18 protein-coding genes are annotated in these 21,412 nt (G+C 69.5%); 9 read left to right on the forward strand and 9 right to left on the reverse strand.

Translation table 11 applies throughout. The annotated features are described in order from the left end of the window. Window positions 1–10 precede the first annotated feature (10 nt). The 5 genes from AC1HC7_RS05325 to AC1HC7_RS05345 all read left to right on the forward strand — a co-directional run bounded on the left by AC1HC7_RS05325 (window position 11) and on the right by AC1HC7_RS05345 (window position 4,169). Window positions 11–925 (forward strand): homoserine O-succinyltransferase, encoded by a 915-nt coding sequence (locus tag AC1HC7_RS05325; RefSeq protein ID WP_479498748.1) that lies wholly within the window; start codon window positions 11–13, stop codon window positions 923–925. Between the two features lie 72 nt (window positions 926–997). Continuing rightward, a complete protein-coding gene (gene ppk2 / locus AC1HC7_RS05330; RefSeq protein WP_479496016.1) occupies window positions 998–1,885 on the forward strand; it encodes a polyphosphate kinase 2 in 888 nt (295 codons plus the stop codon). A 49-nt stretch (window positions 1,886–1,934) separates the two neighbouring features. Beyond that, window positions 1,935–2,609, forward strand: a complete 675-nt coding sequence (locus AC1HC7_RS05335; protein WP_479498749.1) for a TetR/AcrR family transcriptional regulator — start codon at window positions 1,935–1,937, stop codon at window positions 2,607–2,609. 115 nt (window positions 2,610–2,724) lie between these two features. Next, complete coding sequence (locus AC1HC7_RS05340; protein ID WP_479496014.1) at window positions 2,725–3,111, forward strand: DUF2852 domain-containing protein; 387 nt, start codon at window positions 2,725–2,727, stop codon at window positions 3,109–3,111. A 215-nt stretch (window positions 3,112–3,326) separates the two neighbouring features. Further along, window positions 3,327–4,169 carry an arginyltransferase gene (locus AC1HC7_RS05345; RefSeq protein WP_479496013.1) on the forward strand — a complete coding sequence of 281 codons (843 nt, stop codon included), beginning with the start codon at window positions 3,327–3,329 and terminating at the stop codon, window positions 4,167–4,169. Window positions 4,170–4,288: 119 nt separating this feature from the next. On the opposite strand, the gene acs is transcribed toward AC1HC7_RS05345, so the two are convergent. The 6 genes from acs to AC1HC7_RS05375 form a co-directional block, all read right to left on the reverse strand. Then, entirely contained in the window at window positions 4,289–6,232 is a 1,944-nt protein-coding gene (acs, locus tag AC1HC7_RS05350) for an acetate--CoA ligase (RefSeq protein ID WP_479496012.1), read from the reverse strand. A 115-nt stretch (window positions 6,233–6,347) separates the two neighbouring features. Continuing rightward, on the reverse strand, window positions 6,348–7,115 hold the full coding sequence (locus tag AC1HC7_RS05355; protein ID WP_479496011.1) for an ABC transporter ATP-binding protein: 768 nt from the start codon (window positions 7,113–7,115) through the stop codon (window positions 6,348–6,350). Further along, the gene (locus tag AC1HC7_RS05360) at window positions 7,112–7,873 is read right to left on the reverse strand and encodes an ABC transporter ATP-binding protein (protein ID WP_479496010.1); all 762 of its coding nucleotides are present in this window, start codon (window positions 7,871–7,873) and stop codon (window positions 7,112–7,114) included. Before AC1HC7_RS05360 ends, AC1HC7_RS05355 begins: the two co-directional genes overlap by 4 nt. A 13-nt stretch (window positions 7,874–7,886) precedes the next feature. After that, window positions 7,887–9,068 carry a branched-chain amino acid ABC transporter permease gene (locus AC1HC7_RS05365; protein WP_479496009.1) on the reverse strand — a complete coding sequence of 394 codons (1,182 nt, stop codon included), beginning with the start codon at window positions 9,066–9,068 and terminating at the stop codon, window positions 7,887–7,889. Window positions 9,069–9,071: 3 nt separating this feature from the next. Then, window positions 9,072–10,100 carry a branched-chain amino acid ABC transporter permease gene (locus AC1HC7_RS05370; protein ID WP_479496008.1) on the reverse strand — a complete coding sequence of 343 codons (1,029 nt, stop codon included), beginning with the start codon at window positions 10,098–10,100 and terminating at the stop codon, window positions 9,072–9,074. Between the two features lie 187 nt (window positions 10,101–10,287). After that, a complete protein-coding gene (locus tag AC1HC7_RS05375; protein ID WP_479496007.1) occupies window positions 10,288–11,634 on the reverse strand; it encodes a substrate-binding protein in 1,347 nt (448 codons plus the stop codon). 382 nt (window positions 11,635–12,016) lie between these two features. Between AC1HC7_RS05375 and AC1HC7_RS05380 the strand changes: the two genes are divergently transcribed. From AC1HC7_RS05380 to AC1HC7_RS05390, 3 genes are all read left to right on the forward strand, one after another. Further along, a complete protein-coding gene (locus tag AC1HC7_RS05380; protein ID WP_479496006.1) occupies window positions 12,017–13,600 on the forward strand; it encodes a short-chain fatty acyl-CoA regulator family protein in 1,584 nt (527 codons plus the stop codon). Window positions 13,601–13,670: 70 nt separating this feature from the next. Then, window positions 13,671–14,645 carry a PfkB family carbohydrate kinase gene (locus AC1HC7_RS05385; RefSeq protein WP_479496005.1) on the forward strand — a complete coding sequence of 325 codons (975 nt, stop codon included), beginning with the start codon at window positions 13,671–13,673 and terminating at the stop codon, window positions 14,643–14,645. Beyond that, entirely contained in the window at window positions 14,642–15,586 is a 945-nt protein-coding gene (locus AC1HC7_RS05390; RefSeq protein WP_479496004.1) for a pseudouridine-5'-phosphate glycosidase, read from the forward strand. The genes AC1HC7_RS05385 and AC1HC7_RS05390 overlap by 4 nt, the downstream gene beginning before the upstream one ends. Before the next feature lie 53 nt (window positions 15,587–15,639). On the opposite strand, the gene AC1HC7_RS05395 is transcribed toward AC1HC7_RS05390, so the two are convergent. From AC1HC7_RS05395 to AC1HC7_RS05405, 3 genes are all read right to left on the reverse strand, one after another. Then, window positions 15,640–17,703 carry a capsular polysaccharide biosynthesis protein gene (locus AC1HC7_RS05395; RefSeq protein ID WP_479496003.1) on the reverse strand — a complete coding sequence of 688 codons (2,064 nt, stop codon included), beginning with the start codon at window positions 17,701–17,703 and terminating at the stop codon, window positions 15,640–15,642. 14 nt (window positions 17,704–17,717) lie between these two features. Further along, window positions 17,718–18,827: a polysaccharide biosynthesis/export family protein gene (locus AC1HC7_RS05400; RefSeq protein ID WP_479496002.1), complete on the reverse strand. Its 1,110-nt coding sequence runs from the start codon at window positions 18,825–18,827 to the stop codon at window positions 17,718–17,720. A gap of 399 nt (window positions 18,828–19,226) precedes the next feature. Then, window positions 19,227–20,609, reverse strand: a complete 1,383-nt coding sequence (locus tag AC1HC7_RS05405) for a capsular polysaccharide export protein, LipB/KpsS family (protein WP_479496001.1) — start codon at window positions 20,607–20,609, stop codon at window positions 19,227–19,229. A 102-nt stretch (window positions 20,610–20,711) separates the two neighbouring features. Between AC1HC7_RS05405 and AC1HC7_RS05410 the strand changes: the two genes are divergently transcribed. Continuing rightward, window positions 20,712–21,311, forward strand: coding sequence for a riboflavin synthase (locus AC1HC7_RS05410; protein WP_479496000.1), 600 nt, complete (start codon window positions 20,712–20,714; stop codon window positions 21,309–21,311). Window positions 21,312–21,412 lie beyond the last annotated feature (101 nt).

A 21,412-nucleotide genomic window follows, 5' to 3' on the forward strand; every position in this document is an offset into this window, starting at 1 on the left:
TCATTTAAAAATGCCAATAAGAATCCCCACCGGACTGCCCGCCATCGAACTGCTCGCGCGCGAGGGGGTGATGGTGATGTCCGAGGAGACCGCGCATCGCCAGGACATTCGCCCCCTGCAGATCGGACTGCTGAACCTGATGCCCAACAAGCAGCGCACCGAAAGCCAGTTCGCCCGGCTGATCGGCGCCACGCCGCTGCAGATCGAACTGACGCTGATCCGCATGGGCTCGCACAAGGCCAAGAACACCGCCGCATCGCATCTCGAGGCGTTCTACACCACCTTCGCCGAGGCGAAATCGCGGAAATTCGACGGGCTGATCATCACCGGCGCGCCCATCGAACTGCTGGATTTCGAGGCGGTCGCCTACTGGAGCGAGCTGTGCGAGGCCTTCGCCTGGACCCAGACCCATGTGCATTCGACGCTGGCGATCTGCTGGGGCGCGCAGGCCATGCTGCACCATTTTCACGGCGTCGCGAAGCATCCGCTGGCGCACAAGGCCTTCGGCTGCTTCCGGCATCGCAACCTGGCGCCGGCCTCGCCCTATCTGCGCGGGTTCTCGGATGATTTCGTCATCCCGGTGAGCCGCTGGACCGAAATCCGCGAATCCGAACTGCCCGCCGCCACCCGCCTGCTGGCCGCCGCGCCGGAAACCGGGCCCTGCCTGCTGGAGGATCCGGGGCGGCGCGCGCTCTACATGTTCAACCACATCGAATACGACACCACATCGCTGAAAGAGGAATACGACCGCGACATGAGCAGGGGCGAGGCCATCGCCCTGCCGGTCAACTACTATCCCGACGACGACCCTTCGCGGATGCCCGAAAACCGCTGGCGCAGCCATGCGCATCTGCTGTTCGGCAACTGGATCAACGAGATCTACCAGTCGACCCCCTACGACATGGCGCGCATCGGCGCGCCCTGATCCGGCCCGCGGCTTGCCGTCGCGCCGCTGTCGGGCCATGCTGAGCCGCCAGAAGGCGCGACGAGGTGAAGGATGACCAGCGACAGCGACGAAAAGCCCTTCGGGGGCGCGATATCCGATTTCTTCGCCAACGCCGCCCCGAAAGACGTGCGCGAGGCCATCGAGAACGCCGGGCGAAAGGACATCATCGCGCCGGGGTATCCCTACGAGAAACGCCTCGGCGCCAAGGCCTACGCAAAGCGGTTCGCGGCGCTGCAGATCGAACTGGTGCGCATGCAGCACGGGCTGCGCGACGCCGGCGGGCGGCTGGTGGTGGTGTTCGAGGGCCGCGACGCCGCGGGCAAGGGCGGATCCATCAAGCGGCTCACCGAAAACATCAACCCGCGCGGCGCCCGCGTCGTGGCGCTGACCGCGCCCAGCGACGCGGAGCGCGGCGAGTGGTATTTCCAGCGCTACATCCGGCATCTGCCCACGGCGGGCGAAATCGCGCTGTTCGACCGGTCCTGGTACAACCGCGCGGTGGTGGAGCGCATTTTCGGGTTCTCCACCGAGGCCCAGCGCGAGCGGTTCTTTCACCAGACCCCGCCTTTCGAGACCGCGCTGGTCGAGGACGGCGTGACGCTGATCAAGATCTGGCTGACCATCAGCCGCGCCGAACAGCTGCGCCGCTTTCTGGCGCGCGAATCCGACCCGCTGAAGCAGTGGAAGCTGTCCCGGATCGATGTCGACTCCCTGTCCCGCTGGGATGAGTATTCCCGCGCCATCGCCGACATGTTCGCGCGCACCCATCACGCCGCCGCGCCCTGGACGGTGATTCGCGCCGACGACAAGCGCCGCGCCCGGCTGGAGGTCATGCGCCGGGTGCTCGGCGCGGTGGATTACCCCGGCAAGCGGCCCGAGTCGGTGGGCGCCCCCGACCCCGCCATCACCGGCGATCCCCTGAGCGTGCCGATCCGATGAGCGCCCGGCTTGCGTTGCATACCGCGCCGCGCGCTCTATAACCGCTTGCATGGACGGGCGAAACGACAGCGGCGGCGATGCGGGCGACGATGCGGGCGGCGACGGCCCCAGGCGGCGCGGCTATCACCATGGCAACCTGCGCGAAGCCTTGCTGGACGCCGCCAGGCAGCTGATCGCCGACAAGGGCCCGCACGGCTTCACCTTCGCGGAAATCGCCCGGCTCGCCGGGGTCTCCGCCGCCGCGCCCTACCGGCATTTCAAATCGCGCGAGGATCTGATCGCCGAAACCGCCCGGCGCGGCTTCGAACTGTTCGCCGATCTGCTGGAGCGCGCCTGGGACAACGGCCGGCCCTCGGCGCTGTCGGCGTTCGAATCCGTGGGGCGGGCCTATCTGGCCTTCGCCCGGCGCGAACCCGCCTATTACATCGCCATGTTCGAGGCCGGCGTGCCCATGCGCGGCGACCCGGCGCTGCTGGCGGCCTCGGAAAAGGCCATGGGGGTGATGTACGCCGCCTCCGAGGCGCTGGCCATGAAGCTGCCGCCCGACAAGCGCCCGCCGGTGCGAATGATGAGCTATCATATCTGGGCGATGTCCCATGGCGTGGTGGAACTGTTCGCCCGCGTCCCCGGCGACCCCCGGGCGCCGATTTCGGCCGAAGACCTGCTGGAAACCGGTTCGATGATCTATCTGCGCGGGCTCGGCCTGATCCGCAATGACGACTGACCTCGCCCGGCGCGGGTCCGAAAAATATTCCGAAAACACTTGAACGGACCCGGATTGCCACCACGTATGTAAATGTAATTAACATTCACATCCACGACAAGGGAGCATGGCGCATATGGAAACGATCATCGACTGGCTCAGGCGGGCTGAAGCTCAGCTCGACGAATGGGGCAAACCGGCCTGGATCGCCGTGATGGTGCTGGGTTTCGTCATGGTCTGGCCGCTCGGCCTCGCCATCCTGATTTACATGCTGTGGAGCAATCGCATGGGCTGCAATCATCGTCACAACCGCAAATGGGGCCGGCGCAAGGCCCGCCGCGCCACCGGGAACGCCGCTTTCGACGCCTATCGCGACGAAACCCTGCGCCGGCTCGAAGAAGAGCAATCCGAGTTCGAAGATTTTCTGGAACGCCTGCGTCAGGCCCGCGACAAGTCCGAGTTCGACCAGTTCATGAGCGACCGCAGCCGCCCGGAATCGGACGACGCGCAGCCCGCTGGCTGACCCGAGGGCCGCATTGAACGCCCCGAGCGCGCCCCTGCCAGACGCCCGCCCGACGCCGCCCCCGCGCGGCGCCGGCGCGACATCGCCCGCAGGGCCGGCGGCGCGCGCGTCATGGGCGACCCGGGGCATTCCCCGCAAAACCTCTGCGATCAATTGGTGACGCCCCGCCGACGGGCTGCTACCGTCGGATCCAGTTCGAGCGGATCGGAATACCCATGAGTCACCACAGCGGCAGGATCGCGCCCCAGTTCTTCGTCACCGCACCGCAGCCCTGCCCCTATCTCGAGGGCAGATCGGAGCGCAAGCTGTTCACCACCCTGCGCAACCCCGATGCGGCGGCGGTCAACGACCTGTTGTCGCTGCGCGGCTTCCGGCGCAGCCAGGGGGTGGTGTATCGCCCCTCCTGCGCGGGCTGCTCGGCCTGCCTCTCGACCCGCATTCCGGTGGCGGATTTCCGCCCCAGCCGGTCGCAGCGCCGGTTGCTGCGGCGCAACGCCGATCTCACCCGACAGGCCTCGGCGGCCAGCGCCACCGACGCGCAATACGCGCTGTTTCGCGCCTATCTCGACAGCCGCCACGCCGAGGGCGGCATGGCCGAAATGGACGTGTTCGAATTCGCCGCGATGATCGAGGAAACGCCCGTGCGCACCCGCGTGGTCGAATACACCCGCCGCGACGCGGGTGAAAACGCGGGTGAAAACGGGGGCGAAATTGGGGGCGACACGCTGGTCGCCGCCTGCCTCACCGACGTGCTCTCGGACGGGCTGTCCATGGTCTATTCCTTCTTCGACCCGCAGGAAAACCGCCGCAGTCTCGGCGCCTACATGATCCTCGACCATGTGGACATCGCGCGTCAGGCCGGGCTGCCCTATGTCTATCTGGGCTATTGGGTGCCGGGCTCGTCGAAGATGGATTACAAGTCGCGTTTCTCGCCCTTCGAGATCTATCAGGGCGAATCCTGGCGCCGGGTCGAATCCGCGAAAAGCGTCTCGGTGGACGAACACCCGCTGTCCGTCGATCCCATCGCCGAACAGGTGGCCCGGCTGATGAACTGCTGAGCCGGCCCGCGAGGGGCGGCCGCGCCCCGGGTTTGATCCGGGGTCGCGCTGGCAGAGGCTGAAACGCGAAACGGCCCCCGAAACCGGGGGCCGTTCGCGTGCAGGGGCCGCGCTCGCGGCTAGCGGTTCATGCGGTGTTCGATCAGGTGCTCCACCACCGACGGATCCGCCAGCGTCGAGGTGTCGCCCAGCGTGTCGAATTCGTTTTCGGCGATCTTGCGCAGGATGCGGCGCATGATCTTGCCCGAGCGGGTCTTGGGCAGGCCCGGCGCCCACTGGATGAGGTCGGGGCTGGCGATGGGGCCGATTTCGTGGCGCACCCAGTTGCGCAGCTCGGCCTTGAGATCGTCGGCGTAGTCCTCGCCCTCCATCAGCGTGACGTAGCAGTAGATCCCCTGCCCCTTCACCGGGTGCGGATAGCCGACCACCGCCGCCTCGGACACCTTGGGATGAGCCACCAGCGCCGATTCGATCTCCGCCGTGCCCATGCGATGGCCCGAGACGTTGAGCACGTCATCCACCCGCCCGGTGATCCAGTAATAGCCGTCCGCGTCGCGCCGGCAGCCGTCGCCCGAAAAGTAATAGCCCTTGTAATGCTCGAAATAGGTGGACACGAAGCGGTCGTGATCGCCGAATATGGTGCGCATCTGCCCTGGCCAGCTGTCCGAGATCGCCAGCACCCCCTTGGCCTCCATGGCGTCGATCTCCTTGCCGCTTTCATCGAGGATCACCGGCTTCACCCCGAAGAACGGCCTTGTCGCCGATCCCGGCTTGGTCGTGGTGGCGCCGGGCAGCGGGGAGATGAGGATGCCGCCGGTCTCGGTCTGCCACCAGGTGTCCACGATCGGGCATTTCGAATGGCCCACATGGTGGTTGTACCATTCCCAGGCCTCGGGATTGATCGGCTCGCCCACCGAGCCCAGGATCCGCAGGCTCGACAGATCGGCGCGATCGACGAAATCCGGCCCCTTGCCCATCAGCGCGCGGATGGCGGTGGGGGCGGTGTAGAAGATGTTGACCTTGTGCTTGTCGCACACGTCCCAGAACCGGCCCGCATCCGGGTAGGTGGGCACGCCCTCGAACATCAGCGTTGTGGCGCCGTTGGCCAGCGGCCCGTAGACGATGTAGCTGTGCCCGGTCACCCAGCCGACATCGGCGGTGCACCAGTAGACGTCGCCGTCATGGTAGTCGAACACGTATTGATGGGTCATCGAGGCGAAGACCAGATAGCCCCCCGAACTGTGCACCACCCCCTTGGGCTGTCCGGTGGAGCCCGAGGTGTAGAGCACGAAGAGCGGGTCCTCGGCGTTCATCTCGACCGGGTCGCAGTGGTCGGGCGCGCGATCCGCCTCCTCGTGATACCAGACGTCGCGCCCCGGGTTGAAGCCCACCTCGCCGCCGGTGCGCCGCACCACCAGGCATTTCACGTCGTCGCCGCACTTGCCCAGCGCCTCGTCGACATTGGATTTCAACGGCGTGGCGCGGCCGCCGCGCGGGGCCTCGTCCGCGGTGATCACCAGCTTGGCGCCGGCGCCCCGGATCCGGTCGGCCAGCGCATCGGGCGAGAACCCGGCGAACACCACCGAATGCACCGCGCCGATGCGCGCGCAGGCCAGCATGGCGTAGGCGGCCTCGGGGATCATCGGCAGATACATCACCACCCGATCGCCCTTCGCCACGCCCATGGCGTGCAGGACATTGGCGAACTTGCAGACCTCGGCGTGCAGCTCGCGATAGCTGATCCGCTTCGAAAGCCCCGGATCGTCGCTTTCCCAGATGATCGCGGTCTGGTCGCCGCGGGTCTCCAGATGCCGATCCACGCAATTGGCGCAGACGTTCAGCGTGCCGTCCTCGAACCACTTGACCGACACGTCGGGGTATTCGAACGTGGTGTTCTTCACCTTCGCATACGGCTTGATCCAGTCGATCCGCTTGCCGTGCTCGCCCCAGAACGCGTCGGGGTCGGCGATCGAGGCGGCGTACATCTTCTCGTAGCCGGCCGCGTCCACATGGGCGTTGGCGACGATGTCGGCCGAGGGCGGATAGCTGTGTTGTTCAGTCATGGCGCAATCCCTGCATGGGTTCCCGATGGCGGACAGGGCGCGCGCCCCATCTGCCGCTTGCGTGGTCCGCTGACGTGTCGCCGCCCGGATGCGGCGCCGCGCCAGACGCTTGAAATCAGATGGCGAGATACTCGTGCCGCAGGTCCTCGTTTTCAAGCACCTCTTCGGCCGTCGCGTCAAACACCACCTGGCCCATGTCGAGGATGATCGCCCGATCCGCCAGCTTCAGCGCCGCGACGGCGTTCTGCTCGACGATGATGGTGGTGATGCCCAGCGCCTTGATCTCGGCCAGGGTGCGTTCGATTTCATGCACGATCACCGGCGCGAGCCCCTCGTAGGGTTCGTCCAGCAGCAGCAGCTTGATGTCGCGGGCCAGCGCCCGGCCGATGGCCAGCATCTGCTGCTCGCCGCCCGACAGCGTCGTGCCCTCCTGCTTGCGCCGTTCGCCGAGACGCGGGAACAATTCGTAGATGTGCTCGATGCTCCAGCCGTGGGGCGGGGCGATCTGGGCCAGCTGGAGGTTCTCCTCCACCGTCAGCCCCTGGATGATGCGCCGGTCCTCGGGCACCAGCGCCACGCCCTCGCGCGCGGCCTGATGGGCGGTCATCTCGTGCAGCGCCTTGTGGTCGAGCCGGATCTCGCCACGGGTCAGGCGCGGATTGTCGAGCCGCGCGATGGTGCGCAGCGTCGATGTCTTGCCGGCGCCGTTGCGCCCCAGCAGGGCGACGATCTCGCCCTCGTGGATGTTGAAGCTGACGCCCTGCACGATGTAGCTTTCACCGTAATAGGCGTGCAGGTCCCAGGCCGAGAAGAACGCCGGCGCGGTGCCGAGGCTGCGGCTGTTGGCGGCGCGGCCATGGCCGCGATCGTCTTGCGGGGTCATTCCTGCGCTCCTCCCAGATAGGCTTCCTGCACCAGCTTGTTGCCCTTGATGTTCTCGGGCAGGTCCTCGACGATCACATGGCCCTGGGCCAGCACGCTGATCCGGTCGGCGAGCGAGAACACCACATGCATGTCGTGCTCGATCACCACCTTGGTGATGCCGCGTTCATGGCTGAGGCGCTGCAGCAGGTCGATGGTGGCGTTGGTGTCGGCGCGCGCCATGCCGGCGGTGGGCTCGTCGAGCAGCAGCAGCCGCGGATCCTGGATCAGGCACATGGCCATTTCCAGCCGCCGCTTGTCGCCGCGCGACAGGACCCCGGCCTCCATGGCCTTCTTGTCCGCCATGTTCACGTCCTCCAGCGTGTGCAGCGCCAGATCGCGAATCTCGTTTTCGTCCTCCAGCCGCCGCCAGCCGTTCAGCGTGAAGGCCCCGTCGCGCCTGGCCAGCGCCGGGATCATCACGTTTTGCAGCACGGTGAGATCCTCGAATATCTCGGGGGTCTGGAACACCCGCGACACCCCGGCCTGGTTGATCTCGTGGGGCTTCAGCCCCAGCAGCGATTGGCCGTTGAACATCACCGTGCCGGTGTCGGGCGTCAGCCGGCCGACGAAGCAGTTGAGCAGCGTCGACTTGCCGGCGCCGTTGGGGCCGATGATGGCGTGGATCGTGCCCTCCTCGACCGTGAGGTTGACGTCGTCAAGCGCCTTCAGGCCGCCGAAGCGCTTGTTGACGTTCTGGACTTGCAGGATGGTTGCCATGATCTCGCCTCCCTCACTCGGCCGGATTTCGGCTGGCGTCCGGGGCGGCGCCTGGCGCGCCGCCCTTGCCGCCGCCCTGGATCAGGCGCCCGATGCGCTGCGCCCCTTCGACCAGCCCGCCGGGCAGGAAGATGACGATGACCATGAACAGCACGCCCAGCGTCAGGTGCCAGCCCTCGCCCACGAACAGCGAGGACACCGACACCACCGGATCGCGCAGCGCGTCGGGAAGGAAAGCAAACACGTCCATCAGTTCGGACTTGTTGTAGGCCGAGAAGATGTTCTCGAAATACTTGATCAGCCCCGCGCCCAGCACCGGCCCCAGCAGCGTGCCGGCGCCGCCGAGGATGGTCATCAGCACCACCTCGCCGCTGGCCGTCCACTGCATGCGTTCCGCGCCGGCCAGCGGATCGGTGGCCGCCAGCAGCCCGCCCGCAAGCCCGGCGTACATGCCCGAGATCACGAAGGCCGCCAGCGTGTAGGGCCGGGTGTTGAGCCCGGTGTAGTTCATGCGGTTCTGGTTCGATTTCACCGCCCGCAGCATCATGCCGAAGGGCGAGCGGAACACCCGCATGGAGATGTAGAAGCACATGATCAGCAGCGCGGCGGCGACGTAGAAGCCGACGTTGAACTGAATGTCCATGCCGAGGATGTCGGATTTCCAGGTCTGATTCATCGGCAGGCCGAAGAAATTGGTCACCGGCAGCTGCCCGTCGGTGAGCGATTCGCCGAACAGCCGGTTGTCGGTGGGCCGGATCTGCAGCCCGGTCTCGCCGTTGGTGATCGGGGTCAGCACCGAATAGGCGAGGTTGTAGCTCATCTGCGCGAAGGCCAGCGTCAGGATCGAGAAGTAGATCCCGGACCGGCGCAGGGTGATGAAGCCGATCAGCAGCGCGAACAGCCCCGACAGGATCACCGCGAAGACGATGCTGGGCACCACGTTCATGCTCAGCAGCTTGAACGACCACACCGCGGTGTAGGATCCCACGCCCAGGAAGGCCGCATGGCCGAAGCTGAGATAGCCGGTCAGGCCGAACAGCAGGTTGAAGCCGATGGCGAAGATGCCGTAGATGGCGAATTTCTGCAGCAGGTCCGGGTAGCCGGCCCCGAACGGCGCCAGCAGGATCGGCGAGGCCAGCACCACGATGACGAAGATCGCCAGCAGCATCGCGTCGGAGGTTTTCGTGTTGGTCATGGCTCAGTCCTCCATTACGCCCTTGCGCCCCAGCAGGCCGCGCGGACGGGTCAGCAGGATGACGACGGCGACGAGGTAGATGATGATCTGGTCGATCCCGGGCAGCAGGTTCTTGATCTCGTTCATGGAGGCGAAGCTCTGCAGGATGCCGAGCAGGAACCCCGCCAGCACCGCGCCGCCCAGCGACCCCATGCCGCCGACCACCACGACCACGAAGCTCAGCACCAGGAAATCCATGCCCAGATGGTAGTCGGGGCTGAGGATCGGCGCATACATCACCCCCGCAAGCCCGGCCACCGCCGCGGCCAGCCCGAACATCAGCGTGAAGCGCTTGTCGATGTCGATGCCCAGCAGGCCGACGGTTTCGCGATCCGCCATGCCGGCGCGCACCACCAGCCCGAAGGTGGTGAATTGCAGGAAGGCGAACACCGCGCCGATGATCAGCGCCGCGAACAGGAAATACACCAGGCGCCACAGCGGATAGACCACGTTGCCCGCGTCAAAGCCCATCATCACGCCGAAATCGGCCATGCCGCGGAACGCCTCGGGGGCGGGCTGCGGGATCGGGTTGGCCCCGAAGGTGGCCTTGACGATCTCCTGCAGCACGATGGCCAGCCCGAAGGTGACGAGGATCTGGTCCGCGTGGGGGCGCTTGTAGAAATACTTGATCAGCCCGCGTTCCATGACCACGCCGACCAGCAGCATGAACGGTATCGCCAGCAGCATGGACAACGGCACCGAATAGTCGATCACCCAACTGCCGACATCGCCCAACCAGCTTTCCACATACGGGCGGCGGATCTCCACCGGCGTGCCCCAGGCGGTCTTCTTGATCGGGTCGAGGAACACCTGTTCGAGCGACACCAGGTTGTTGAAGGCCACCACGCAGAAGCTGCCCAGCATGAACAGCGCGCCATGGGCGAAGTTGACCACGCCCAGCGTGCCGAAGATCAATGTCAGGCCGAGAGCGATCAGCGCATAGGCGCTGCCCTTGTCCAGCCCGTTCAGAATTTGCAGGACGATCGCGTCCATTTCGTCGGCTCCTCATTGCATTGAGTCCGATCCGCCGGCCGCGCGCGGGCGGCGGCGCTGCCGGGTCCGGCCTGGCTGGCCGGGAAAAGCCGCCGCCGTCCCGGATGCGGTCGGGACGCGCGGCGCAGGCGCGGAGAGGGTCGCCCGCCCCCGCTCGCAAGCGGGGGCGGGCGGGGTGTTCGGGCGGTTACGCGCCCGAATTGCAAGTCCCGAGCGAGCCGCCGGCGAACATCGGGTGATCCGGTTCGTAGGTGACCTGAGCCGCGGGGGTGACGTCCACCACCTCGAGGATGTCGAACTGCGAGGTCGGGTTCTCGTTGCCCTTCACCACCAGAACATCCTTGAAGCACTGGTGATCGGCGGCGCGATAAAGCGTCGGACCGTTGCCCAGCCCGTCGAACTGGAAGCCTTCCAGCGCCTCGACCACGCCGCAGGGGTCGAACGTGCCCGCGCGCTGGCAGGCGTCCGCATAAAGCAGCGCCTGGCAGTAGGTGGTGTGCGCGGCCTGGGACGGCGGGAAGCCGTATTTCTGGCCGAACGACTTGACGAAGGCCTGCGAACCGGCGTCCGACAGGGACCAGTGCCAGTTGGTGGACCCGAAGATCCCCTTCACGTTCTCGCCGGCGCCCTGGGCCATCAGACGCGAATACAGCGGCACCACGATCTCGAACTTCTTGCCGTTGACCATCTTGTCGCGCAGGCCGAACTGCACCGCCTGGGTCAGCGAATTGACCATGTCGCGGCCGTAGTGATTCAGGATCAGCACATCGGCGCCGGAATTCAGCACCGGGGTGATGTACTGGCTGAAATCGCCCGCGCCCAGCGGCGTGCGCACTTTCTTCACCGTTTCCCAGCCGAGTCCCTCGGTGGCGGCGGCGATGGATTCCTCCTGGGTCCAGCCCCAGGTGTAGTCGGCGGTCAGGTGATAGGCCTTGCGGTCCGAGCCGTAGGCGGATTTCAGCACCGGGGCCAGCGCCGCGCCCGACATGTAGGCGTTGAAGAAATGCCGGAACCCGTTGGCTTTCTTGTCCTTGCCGGTGGTGTCGTTGGAATGGGTCAGCCCGGCCATGAAGATCACGCCGGCCTCCTGGCACAGCCCCTGCACGGCGATGGCCACGCCCGAGGACGAGCCGCCGGTGATCATGATGGCGCCGTCCTTCTCGATCATCCGCTTGGCGGAGGCGCGGGCGGCGTCGGACTTGGTCTGGGTGTCGCCGGTGACGAACTCGACCTTCTTGCCGTTGACGCCGGCGCCCTTCAGCTCCCTGGAGGAGAAGGTGTTGAGCATCCCGCCGTCGCCCTCGCCGTTGATGTGCTCGACCGCCAGCTGATAGGCGCGCAGCTCGTCCGCGCCCTCGTCGGCATAGGCGCCGGTCTGGGGCACGTTGAAGCCGAAGATCACCGACCCGCCGGTGGGCGCGTTGGTGTAGGCGTAGGCCGAACGCGTCCACAGCGTCGGCGCGGCGAGCCCGACGCCAAGCGCGGCGCCGGTCTTGAGCAGCCCGCGACGGCTGAAATTGCTGAAGTCTCCCATTGAATCCTCCCGATTCGTTGATTGGGTCCTGGCATCCTGTCGATCTGTCGATCGGTGGATCTGCAGATCCGGGCCCTGACGCCGCCCGTCCGGGCGAAACATCGTCCCGACGCAAGAGGGCGCAGTCGATGCGCCTGCCCCTATTTATGACACATTCCGTCAAAAAATCAACAACCCATTGACAACCAATGATTTTTCTGTAAATTTTTTTCAGGATATAAAGGTGTATCTGTAAATTGTTTACACCGCAACGCAATAATCCGCGTGCCGACATAGGGTTAACGCAAATGAACTGTCGCCAGTCTCCCGCCGCCTGCGACGCTCCGCCCCGCCCCGGAGAGCGCCGCGGCGTCAATGCCGATCCCGCGCAGGGGCGCGCCTGATGTCGCGCGCGCTCGCCGGAGTGCGAATCCGCGAACGCCGCCGCGCGCTTGGGGTCAAGCAGGCGGAGCTGGCGCGGCGCATGGGCATCTCGCCCTCCTATCTCAACCTGATCGAACGCAACAAGCGCGGCGCCACCCCGCCGCTGATGCGCGCCGCGGCCGACGCGCTGGGCCTGCCGCTCGACGCGCTCGACGGCGCCGCCGAGCAGCGCCTGGCGGAAACGCTGGGCGAAATCGCCGCCGACCCGGATTATCGCGATCTCGACATCGACCCGGCCCGGGCCATGGATTTCATCACCCGCAGCCCCGGCTGGGCGCGCGCGCTGGCCCGCGCCTGGCATGCGCATCGCGAAACCACCCGCGCGGCCGAGGCCCTGTCCGACCGCCTGTCCCACGATCCGCTGCTGTCGGACATCGTGCACCGGATGCTCACCAACATCGCGGCCATCCGCTCGACCTCTGAGATCCTCGAAGGCGTCGAGGACATCGACGCCGCGCAGCGCCGCCGCTTTCACGTGATCCTGCTGGAGGAAAGCCGGCGCATCTCGGAGGTCGCGGGCAATCTGGCGCGCTTCTTCGACGCCGACCGCGCCAAGGTCGGGGTGATCGCGCCCGGGGATCAGGCGGAGGACTTCTTCCTGGCCGCCGACAATCGGTTCGAACCGCTCGAAGCCGCGACGCGGGCGCTGCTCGCCGGAACCGCCGCGCCGGGCGACGAGACCTTTCGCCGCCTGCTTGCCGAGCGCGGCGTCGCGGTGCTGGACGGCGATCCCGATGATCCCGGGCGCCAGTCCCCGCGTGCGACGCCCGAGCGCATGCAGCTGGTGCTGCCCGTCGGCGCCCCCCTGCCGGCGCGGCGCGCGGCGGCGGCGCGCGCTCTGGCCCAGACCGCCTGCGCCGCGCCGATCCGCGCCATCATCGCCGCGCCGCGACCCGGCGCCGAGGATGGCGCGCCGACCGGCGGCGGCGCGGGCGACGCGCCGCCCGCGCTTGGCGATTCCGCCCGTGCGCTGATCGCCGACGCGCTGGCGGATTACGCCGCCGACGCGCTGATCGCCCCCTATGACGCCATCATCGAGACCGGCCGCCGCCTGCGCTGGGACGTGGACGCGCTGGCGGCGCATTTCGGCGCCGGCTTCGACCAGATCGCCCGCCGCATGACCACGCTGACCCGCGCCGATCACGCCGGGCCGCGCGCCGCCTGCATGTGCGTCAACGCCGCCGGCCATCCGCTGGCGCGGCGCAATCTCATCGACCTCACCCTGCCCCGCTACGGCGCCGCCTGCCCGCTCTGGGCGGTGTATCGCGCGCTGAGCGTCCCCGGCCGCACCATACGGCAATTCGCCGAATACCCCGGCGGCGAACGCTTCGTCTTCGTGGCCCGCGCCGATGCGGCGGGCGAAACCGGCTATGACCGCCCGCGGCATTTTCGCGCCAGTCTGCTGGCCCTGCCCGGCGAGGCCGCCAACGCCACCGTCTACGCCCCCGGCCTGCGCGAGACCCCCGAACCCGTGGGCCCCAATTGCCGCATCTGCGCCCGACGCGACTGCCGCCACCGGGTCGAGGACGCGGTGTTCGTCTGAGCCTGCCGCTTGCGCCCGCCGCGCGCCGGCGCGATACAAGGTCCGACGCGCTCAACAGGGGGAATCGGCGATGCCGCATCAGGATGCCACGCCCCCTCCCCCTCCCCGTCCTCGCCCTGGGACCCGACCTGGTCCGCGCCCCCGCCCCGCCGCGCCCCCGCCGGCGCGCGGCATCCTCTGCTTTGGGGCCGCGCATTGGGACCTGATCGGTCGCCCCGCCCGCCGCGCGGGCGCCGCCATGGCGCCGGGCGACGACCTGCCGGGCGCCATCGTTTCGCGCCCCGGCGGCGTGGCGCTCAACATCGCGCTGGCGCTGGCGCGGCGCGGCAACGCGGTTCGCCTGATCGCGCCCATCGGCGACGATCCCGACGGCGCCGCCCTGATCGCCGCCCTGCGCGAGTCCGGCGTGACCTGCGCGCGCATCGCCACGGGCGCAGCCACCGGGCGCTACATGGCCGTCGAAAACGCCGACGGGGCGCTGATCGCCGCAATCGCCGACCTGCCCGGCTGCGATTCGGTGCGCGTGCGGGCGCTGGCGCCGCATCTGGCGCCCGCCGCCGCCTGGGTGATCGACGGCAACTTGCCCGCCGAGGCGATCGCGGCGCTGGCGGCGGCGGCGGGGCCGGCGCTGCTGGCGGCCAACCCCGCCTCGCCGGCCAAGGCCTGCCGCCTCGCGCCGGTGCTGGCGCGCATCGACCTGCTGTTCTGCAACCGCGCGGAGGCCGAGGCGCTGACCGACCGGCGCTTTGACGCCGCCATCGACGCCGCCCGCGCGCTGGCGGATCTGGGGGTGACCGAGGCGGTGGTCACCGACGGCCCCCGCGCCGCCGCCGCCCTTGACGCGACGGGCGCATCGGCGTCCCTGCGCCCCGAACCGGCGGGCGCGACCGCGCGACTCGCCGTGACCGGCGCCGGGGACGCGCTGCTTGCCGCGCATCTGCACGCCCGCCTCGCCGGCGCGCCGCTGCGCGCGGCGCTGGTCGAGGGGCTTGCCGCCGCCCGCGCGATTCTCGAGGCCGGAGAAATGAAGGAGACCGACCCATGACCCGCACTTCCGCCGCGCCGCTGGCCTTCTCGCCTGAAATCGCCGCCGCGCTCGATGCCGGGCAGCCGGTGGTGGCGCTGGAAAGCACCATCATCACCCATGGCATGCCCTATCCGCAGAATATCGAGACCGCGCGCGAGGTCGAGGAGATCATCCGCGCCGCCGGCGCCACGCCCGCCACCATCGCCATCCGCCATGGCGAGATCCGCATCGGCCTGAAACCCGGCGCCATGGAGGCGCTGGCCCGCGAAACCGGGGTGCTGAAGCTGAGCCGCGCCGACCTCGCCCCGGCGCTGACCGCGGGGGCCACCGGTTCGACCACCGTGGCCGCGACGATGATCTGCGCGCATCTCGCAGGCATCGAGGTGTTCGCCACCGGCGGCATCGGCGGCGTGCACAAGGGCGCGGAGACCAGTTTTGACGTCTCTGCCGATCTTGCCGAGCTTGGCCAGACCCCGGTGACCGTGGTCGGGGCCGGCGCCAAGGCGATCCTTGACCTTGAAAAAACCCTGGAGGTGCTTGAAACCTTGGGCGTTCCGGTGATCGGATACCAAAGCGACGCTTTCCCGGCCTTCTGGTCCCGCGACAGCGGATTGGCCGCGCCGCTGCGCATGGACACGCCCGCCCGGATCGCCGCCGCGCACCGGATGCGCCGCGCGCTGGGCCTGCCCGGCGGTCAGTTCGTGGCCAATCCGATCCCGGCGGCGGACGAGATCCCGCTCGCCGACATGGCCCCCATGGTGGCCCGCGCCGCCGCCGACGCGGCGCGCGAGGGCGTGACGGGCAAGGCGGTGACGCCGTTCCTGCTGCAACGCCTGTTCGAGCTTACCGGCGGCCGCAGCCTGACCGCCAACGTGGCGCTGGTGCGCAACAACGCCCGGCTCGCGGCGTCGATCGCGGTGGCCCTTGCCGAGGACGCGCCGGCGGGGCGGCGCCTGTAGGACACCGCCGATCCAGTCGCCGACGCCGCCCCAATGGCGGATCGGGATCCGCCCTACAGGGACGGCGAGTCCGGCGCGCCGCCTTGCCGCGCAAGCGCGCGGGGCCCGGGGCGCCAGGCCCGCAGCAGCCCCATCGCGGCGATGGCGGCCTGCGCCCGGGCCAGCAGCGCCAGCCGCAGCTTCCCGGGCGCCGAGCCCTGCGCCAGCCGTCGGGCCAGCGTCTCGGGCGAACAGCGCAGCCCGGTCACGGGATCAAGGCAGCGCGGCGCGTCGATCAGCGCCGCCCAGACCAGATGATCGATCGATGGGCGCGCGCAACGGCGCGGCAATGGCGGGCCGCGATGCGCGGTCAGCCCCCAGCCCGCGTAGAACGGCGCGCCCAGCGTCGTCACCGGCACGCCGCGCAGCAAGGCCTCGAACCCCGCCAGCGACGTCATGGTCCAAACGCGATCCACCCGCGCCAACGCCGCGGGCAGCGGCATCCGCCCGTCGATGGCGTCGGCCAGCGCGGCTGCGGATGTCGGCAGCGCCCCCGCCCGCAGGCCGGCGATCACATCCGGATGCGGGCGATACAGGATCCAGGCGTCGGGATGCGCCGCGCGCGCGGCCCGCAGCAGGGCGGCGTTGTCGGCGATCTTGCCGCCGCCCAATCGCAACGAGGCGTCGTCCGCGACCTGCCCGACCACCAGAATGCGCCGCCTGTTGGGTGAATCAGGGTCGATTTCGGCGAAGCGTCCGGCGTCGGACCGGGCGGTCTCGCCGTATTTCGTCAGCCCGGCGGCGACGATCATCCGGCGCAACGCGGCGGCGCGCGCCAGCGCCCGGGGCGGCGGCGGGCGGTTGAGCGCCGCCTCGATGCGGCTGGGGCGGGCCGGATCGAAATGCATGCCGCGATCATCGAGGATCAGCGACGCCGGCGGCGTCAGTCCTGCGCCAAGGCCGATCGAGCGCAGGAACCCGTCCTCGACCCGCTCCAGCCTGACGCCGGCGCGGGCGCAATCGGCGGCGAGGTCTGGCGGTTCGCGCCCGGCCCAGACCGTGACCGCGCGCCCGCTGCGCGCCGCCAGCCGGACCGCGCGCGCGGGGTCGGACACGAATGTCGGCGCCGGTCCCGGGCCGTCGAGAAACGCCCGCATATGCCGGCGTTTCCAGCGCGCCATGGCGACGCAGACCCGCCCGCCGGCATTGGCGCGATAGGCGGCGACGCGCGCGTCCAGCAATGCCGCCGCGCGCTCGAAATCGCAGAGCCGGTCGGCGAAGGGGTCGAAATAGATCGGATAGCGCAGATAGGCTGCGGCGAAGATTTCGGCGACGCTGCGGCGGGCGCTGCGGCGCGGCGTCGCGATCTCGTCTTCGCTGGCCCCCCATCCGGCATAGAACGGCCGGCCGAACAGCCGCAATTCGCGGCCCATGACCAGCGCCTCGAACCCGGCCAGCGAGCTCACCGCGTAGACCGCCCTCGCGCCGCCGGCGAGGTCATGGATGCCGCCCGGGCCGTCATGCAGGCGCACCGGGCCGCGCATGTCGTCGGGCCCGTAATGCCCCCAGCCGCCGGGATGGGCGCGGATCAGGATCTCGGTCCCGGGATGTTCGGCCCGGGCGGCGAACAGCATGCGGTCGAAGGTTTCGCGCCCGGCGCCCATGAGCGCCGCGTCGCCCCGGCACTGGTCGAGCACCAGCACATGGCCCTGCGGCGGCGCGGCGAGCGGCGCCTCGGCGTTGTATTTGGACAGGCGGCGACGGCGCAGGAACGCCATGCCCGCCTCGGCCCGCGCGAGATCGGGCGAGAGATCCTCCGCCAGCAGCATGCGTTCCAGCCGCGACGGGCGATCGGCGTCGAAATGCACCCCGAGATCGTCGAGCAGCAGGCTGAGCGGCGGCTCGCCCGGGCCGGGGCGGATGGAGCGCAGGAACCCGTCCTCGACGCTCAGCAGCGGCGCGCCGCGGCGGCGCGCCAGCCAGGCGCCGCGTCGGGCCACGCGGCCCCGCCCCCAGACCGCCACGGCGTCGGCCTGGCGCCAGGGCGGCGTCAACTGCCAGCCCGCCAGCGCCAGCATGCGCCGGATGGCCGGCTGGCGACGCCAGCCCAGCGAGCAGATCGCGGCGCTGCGGGTCATCCGCGCCGGTCCGCTCAGGGCGCCAGCGCCGTCGCGGAGCCGGCGAAGTTCACGGTCGGGGCGAGCGCATTGAGCAGCTTCAGCCAGCGCACCACCGGCGCGTCGGTCACATAGATCACGTCGCCGTCGCGCATGAGGAAGCCCCCCGCCGTGAACATGCCGCCGGGGCGCGTCAAGTCGATGATGTAGGCGATGCGCACGACCTGCGGATCGCCGGATCCCGCCTGCGCCGCGGCGTCGGGCCTGCCGGCGGCGGCCAGCGAACGCGCGGCGGGTTCGGGGTCGGCCTTGCGCAGGATGAACACGCCGGTGGCGTCGGCCTCGGCGCCGTTGAGCCCGCCCACCAGCCCGAGCGCGTCGAGCACCGAGATGTTGCGCGCCGGGAACGGAATCCGCGTGGCCCGGGCCACCGCGCCAAGGGCGGTGAAGGAGCGCCGGTCGCGTTCCACGATCACCGTGTCGCCGGGGCGCAGCGGCGCGTCGAGCGCCGGGTCGTCGTAGAGATCCTCGAGCCAGACCCGTCCGATGCGGCCGTCGCGGCGCAGCGCCACCTGCATCACCGCCGGGTCGGTCACCGGCCCGAGCACCGCGGCCAGCAGCCCCAGCAGGCGCGAGGTGTCGCCGGTGATCTCATGCACGCCGCCCAGGGCCACCTGCCCGATCACCTTGACGTTGCGGGCCGATCCGCTTGGCGCGCCCTCGGCGGCCTGGGCGCGCAGGATCTCCACCTGCGGATCGCGGGTCATGGGCGCCAGCGCCGCGGTGACCGCGCGGCGCAGGCCGGCGATGCTGCGCCCGGCGGCGCGGATCGAGCCGGCATAGGGAATGAAGATGCGCCCGTCGGGTTCGATGCGCAGGCGAAACGGCGTGGCGCCGGGGCCGCGGGCGCCGCCGAACACGCCGTTCTCGACGTTTTCCCAGATGCGGATGTCCAGCGTCTCGCCCGGCGCCAGCAGCGCTGTGGCCAGTGGGCGGGCGTCGAGAAACTCGCGCGAGAACGCCAGCGCGTCGTCATGGGTGGCGGCGACGGCGACGGCCTGATCCACGTCGATCACGTGAAATAGCGGGGCGCGGTCGTCGGGCGCGGCGGTCAGTTCCTCGAAATATGGGCCGGAGCGAGGCATGCCGCATCCCGCCAGCAACAGGGATGCGGCGGCGAGCAGCGCAAGCGGGCGCGGCGCCGGCATGGCGGGATGCGCGGCGATCATGACGGGGGGCGCGCCGGGAGGCCCGCGAAACGGCGCGAAACGGATCGCGCATGGCGACGTGGCGCGCTGGGCGGCGAAAGGTTGCGGGACGCGGGCGGCGCCTTGCGCAAGAACATCATGGCGCAGGCATCCGTGGAAAAGAATGCCGGAGGAGCCTCCCCTGGGGGGCTCGTCTTGCTGCGCCGCCGCTGGTTACAACCATGCGCGGCGCGACGATCTGCAAACGGGACGTTCAGTCCTTGCACGAGGATTCTCCTCCGACACGACCTTTCAGGGCCGGGGAGGATTTGAACGCATGCAACCTTAACAACAGGTTCACGCCGCGTGGATTTCCGGCGCCTCGGGCGATTTCGCCGTCGATCCCGCCGCCGGGGGCGGCGCGTCCTGGGACGCGGCGGAGGTCATCGCCGCAGCGATGTCCGGAATCGCCCGCGCGCGCCCGCGCCTGGTGTAGAAATCGCCCTCGAACTGCGAGGCGTCGAGCAGATAGCGGCGAAAGATCAGGCTCTTGGCCGGGTCGATTCGATCTGGCGCCCGGAAGAATTCGGCCAGAGGCCGGCGCGCCGCCAGCCCCGGCTTGACATAGATCGCCCGCCCCAGCGCCAGCACCGGCACGCCGCGCCACAAGGCCTGCTGAACCGCGGTGGAGTTCACCGTCACGGCCGAGCGCGCGCGATCCAGCAACGGCCCCAGCGGGCCGCCGTCGATCAGGATCACCCGATCCCCGAGCCCATGGATGGCGGCGGCGCGGCGCGCCACCTGTTCGAGCTTCTCGGCGCCGTCCTCGAAAGGATGGGTCTTGAACACCAGAAATTCGTCGTCCCGCGCGCCGCTTGCAAAGCCCGCCGTCACCGCGCGCAGGAAATCCGCCGCCGCGGGATACGGGCCGTGGGCGCGCAGCGAGGCGTCGGCGCCCAGTTGCAGCAGCGCCAGATGATAGCGCGCGCCGGGGCGGTCGATGCGCCGCATGCGCAGGCGCCGGCGCAGCGCCAGCCCCGGCAGGGCGGCGGCGCGGCGCAGATAGGCGGCCAGTTCGCGCAGCGGCGCGCGGCGGCGTTCGGGGCGGCGCGCGGGGTGGTCGCGGTTGCGAAACACCAGGTCGAAATGATAGCGCAGCCCGCAGCGCATATGGGCCGCCGCGGCGCCCCAGCCATCAGGCGCCGCGGGCGGCAGATCGCCCCGCCGAGACGATCGCGGGGGCTGAGTCAGCAGGTGATCGCGCATGCGCGCCAGGCTCATGCGCATCATCGGCGAGCCGCCATTCACGCCGCCGCGCTCATAGGTGACCCAGCGCGGGCGCAGATAGCCTTCCTCGAAGCAATGCAGCGGGATCCCGGCCCGGTCGGCCACGTCGCGCGCCCGGGCGTGAAAATATCGCGTGTCGCCGTAAAGCGCGATGCCGGTGATGCGATCCGCAGCCACCAGCGCCGCCAGCCAGTCGGCGAAGGACTTGCGCGCGCCCAGCCAGGGCCGCGACGGCCCCGGCGCCTGGCCGCGCGACCCGCGCCAATCCACCACGTCGCCGTGATTGAAGCTCACATGAAACACCTCGGCCCCGCGCGCCGCCAAATGCGCGGCGAGGTCGCCGAAGAACGGGCCGTGCGGCCCCTGCAGGAACAGGATCCGCTGGCCATGCGCGCTTGACGCGGGGCGCGAAACGGCCATGGGCGGGCGCGCCATTGCGGGCGTCTCGTTCATCGGGTCTTCCTTCGCCGGTCTGCACGCGGACTTGCTCTGCCGCACGCGGCGCACTAAGCCAATGCCCCAAGCCTAGGCGCGCATGGTTAAGAGGAGCTTTTCATGTTCACCGGAATCGTGACCGACATCGGCGAAATCGCCCGCACCGAAGGCGCGCTGGACATGCGCGCCCGCATCCTTTGCGCGCCCGCCACCGCGCGCGCGCAGATCGGCGCCTCGATCGCCTGCGACGGGGTCTGCCTGACGGTGGTCGAACGCGGGCAGGACGCGACCCGCGGCTGGTTCGATGTCGATATATCCGCCGAGACCCTGTCAAAGACCAATCTCGGCGGCTGGGCGCCGGGGCGGCGGGTCAATCTGGAACGCGCGCTGCGGGTGGGCGACGAGCTGGGCGGGCATATCGTCTCGGGCCATGTGGACGGGCTGGCCGAAATCCTGTCCCTGCGCGAAGACGGCGGCTCCACCCGCATCCGGCTGCGCGCGCCGCACGCGCTGGCGCGGTTCGTGGCCCCCAAGGGCTCGGTGGCGCTGAACGGGGCGTCGCTGACGGTGAACGAGGTCGAGGGCGACGAATTCGGGATCAACCTGATCCCCCACACCATGTCGGCGACCAATTGGGGCGACGCGGCGCAGGGCGACCGGGTCAATCTGGAAATCGACACCCTGGCGCGCTATGTGGCGCGCTTGGCGGAGGCGGGCTGAGACGAAGCGCCGCCCGGGACACGGCGCGGCTTGCGTCCGGGTCCGGGCGGGCGCTAATGGTCCGCGGGATTTTCGGATCGGGCCGCGGCGCCGGGGCCGAA

Source organism: Oceanicella sp., assembly GCF_056449545.1.

What these genes read in the sequence shown, in the direction of transcription:
- AC1HC7_RS05325 (WP_479498748.1), top strand. Translation starts at nt 11, where the DNA reads ATGCCAATAAGAATCCCCACCGGACTGCCCGCCATCGAACTGCTCGCG.
- ppk2 (WP_479496016.1), top strand. Translation starts at nt 998, where the DNA reads ATGACCAGCGACAGCGACGAAAAGCCCTTCGGGGGCGCGATATCCGAT.
- AC1HC7_RS05335 (WP_479498749.1), top strand. Translation starts at nt 1,935, where the DNA reads ATGGACGGGCGAAACGACAGCGGCGGCGATGCGGGCGACGATGCGGGC.
- AC1HC7_RS05340 (WP_479496014.1), top strand. Translation starts at nt 2,725, where the DNA reads ATGGAAACGATCATCGACTGGCTCAGGCGGGCTGAAGCTCAGCTCGAC.
- AC1HC7_RS05345 (WP_479496013.1), top strand. Translation starts at nt 3,327, where the DNA reads ATGAGTCACCACAGCGGCAGGATCGCGCCCCAGTTCTTCGTCACCGCA.
- acs (WP_479496012.1), bottom strand. Translation starts at nt 6,232, where the DNA reads ATGACTGAACAACACAGCTATCCGCCCTCGGCCGACATCGTCGCCAAC.
- AC1HC7_RS05355 (WP_479496011.1), bottom strand. Translation starts at nt 7,115, where the DNA reads ATGACCCCGCAAGACGATCGCGGCCATGGCCGCGCCGCCAACAGCCGC.
- AC1HC7_RS05360 (WP_479496010.1), bottom strand. Translation starts at nt 7,873, where the DNA reads ATGGCAACCATCCTGCAAGTCCAGAACGTCAACAAGCGCTTCGGCGGC.
- AC1HC7_RS05365 (WP_479496009.1), bottom strand. Translation starts at nt 9,068, where the DNA reads ATGACCAACACGAAAACCTCCGACGCGATGCTGCTGGCGATCTTCGTC.
- AC1HC7_RS05370 (WP_479496008.1), bottom strand. Translation starts at nt 10,100, where the DNA reads ATGGACGCGATCGTCCTGCAAATTCTGAACGGGCTGGACAAGGGCAGC.
- AC1HC7_RS05375 (WP_479496007.1), bottom strand. Translation starts at nt 11,634, where the DNA reads ATGGGAGACTTCAGCAATTTCAGCCGTCGCGGGCTGCTCAAGACCGGC.
- AC1HC7_RS05380 (WP_479496006.1), top strand. Translation starts at nt 12,017, where the DNA reads ATGTCGCGCGCGCTCGCCGGAGTGCGAATCCGCGAACGCCGCCGCGCG.
- AC1HC7_RS05385 (WP_479496005.1), top strand. Translation starts at nt 13,671, where the DNA reads ATGCCGCATCAGGATGCCACGCCCCCTCCCCCTCCCCGTCCTCGCCCT.
- AC1HC7_RS05390 (WP_479496004.1), top strand. Translation starts at nt 14,642, where the DNA reads ATGACCCGCACTTCCGCCGCGCCGCTGGCCTTCTCGCCTGAAATCGCC.
- AC1HC7_RS05395 (WP_479496003.1), bottom strand. Translation starts at nt 17,703, where the DNA reads ATGACCCGCAGCGCCGCGATCTGCTCGCTGGGCTGGCGTCGCCAGCCG.
- AC1HC7_RS05400 (WP_479496002.1), bottom strand. Translation starts at nt 18,827, where the DNA reads ATGCCTCGCTCCGGCCCATATTTCGAGGAACTGACCGCCGCGCCCGAC.
- AC1HC7_RS05405 (WP_479496001.1), bottom strand. Translation starts at nt 20,609, where the DNA reads ATGAACGAGACGCCCGCAATGGCGCGCCCGCCCATGGCCGTTTCGCGC.
- AC1HC7_RS05410 (WP_479496000.1), top strand. Translation starts at nt 20,712, where the DNA reads ATGTTCACCGGAATCGTGACCGACATCGGCGAAATCGCCCGCACCGAA.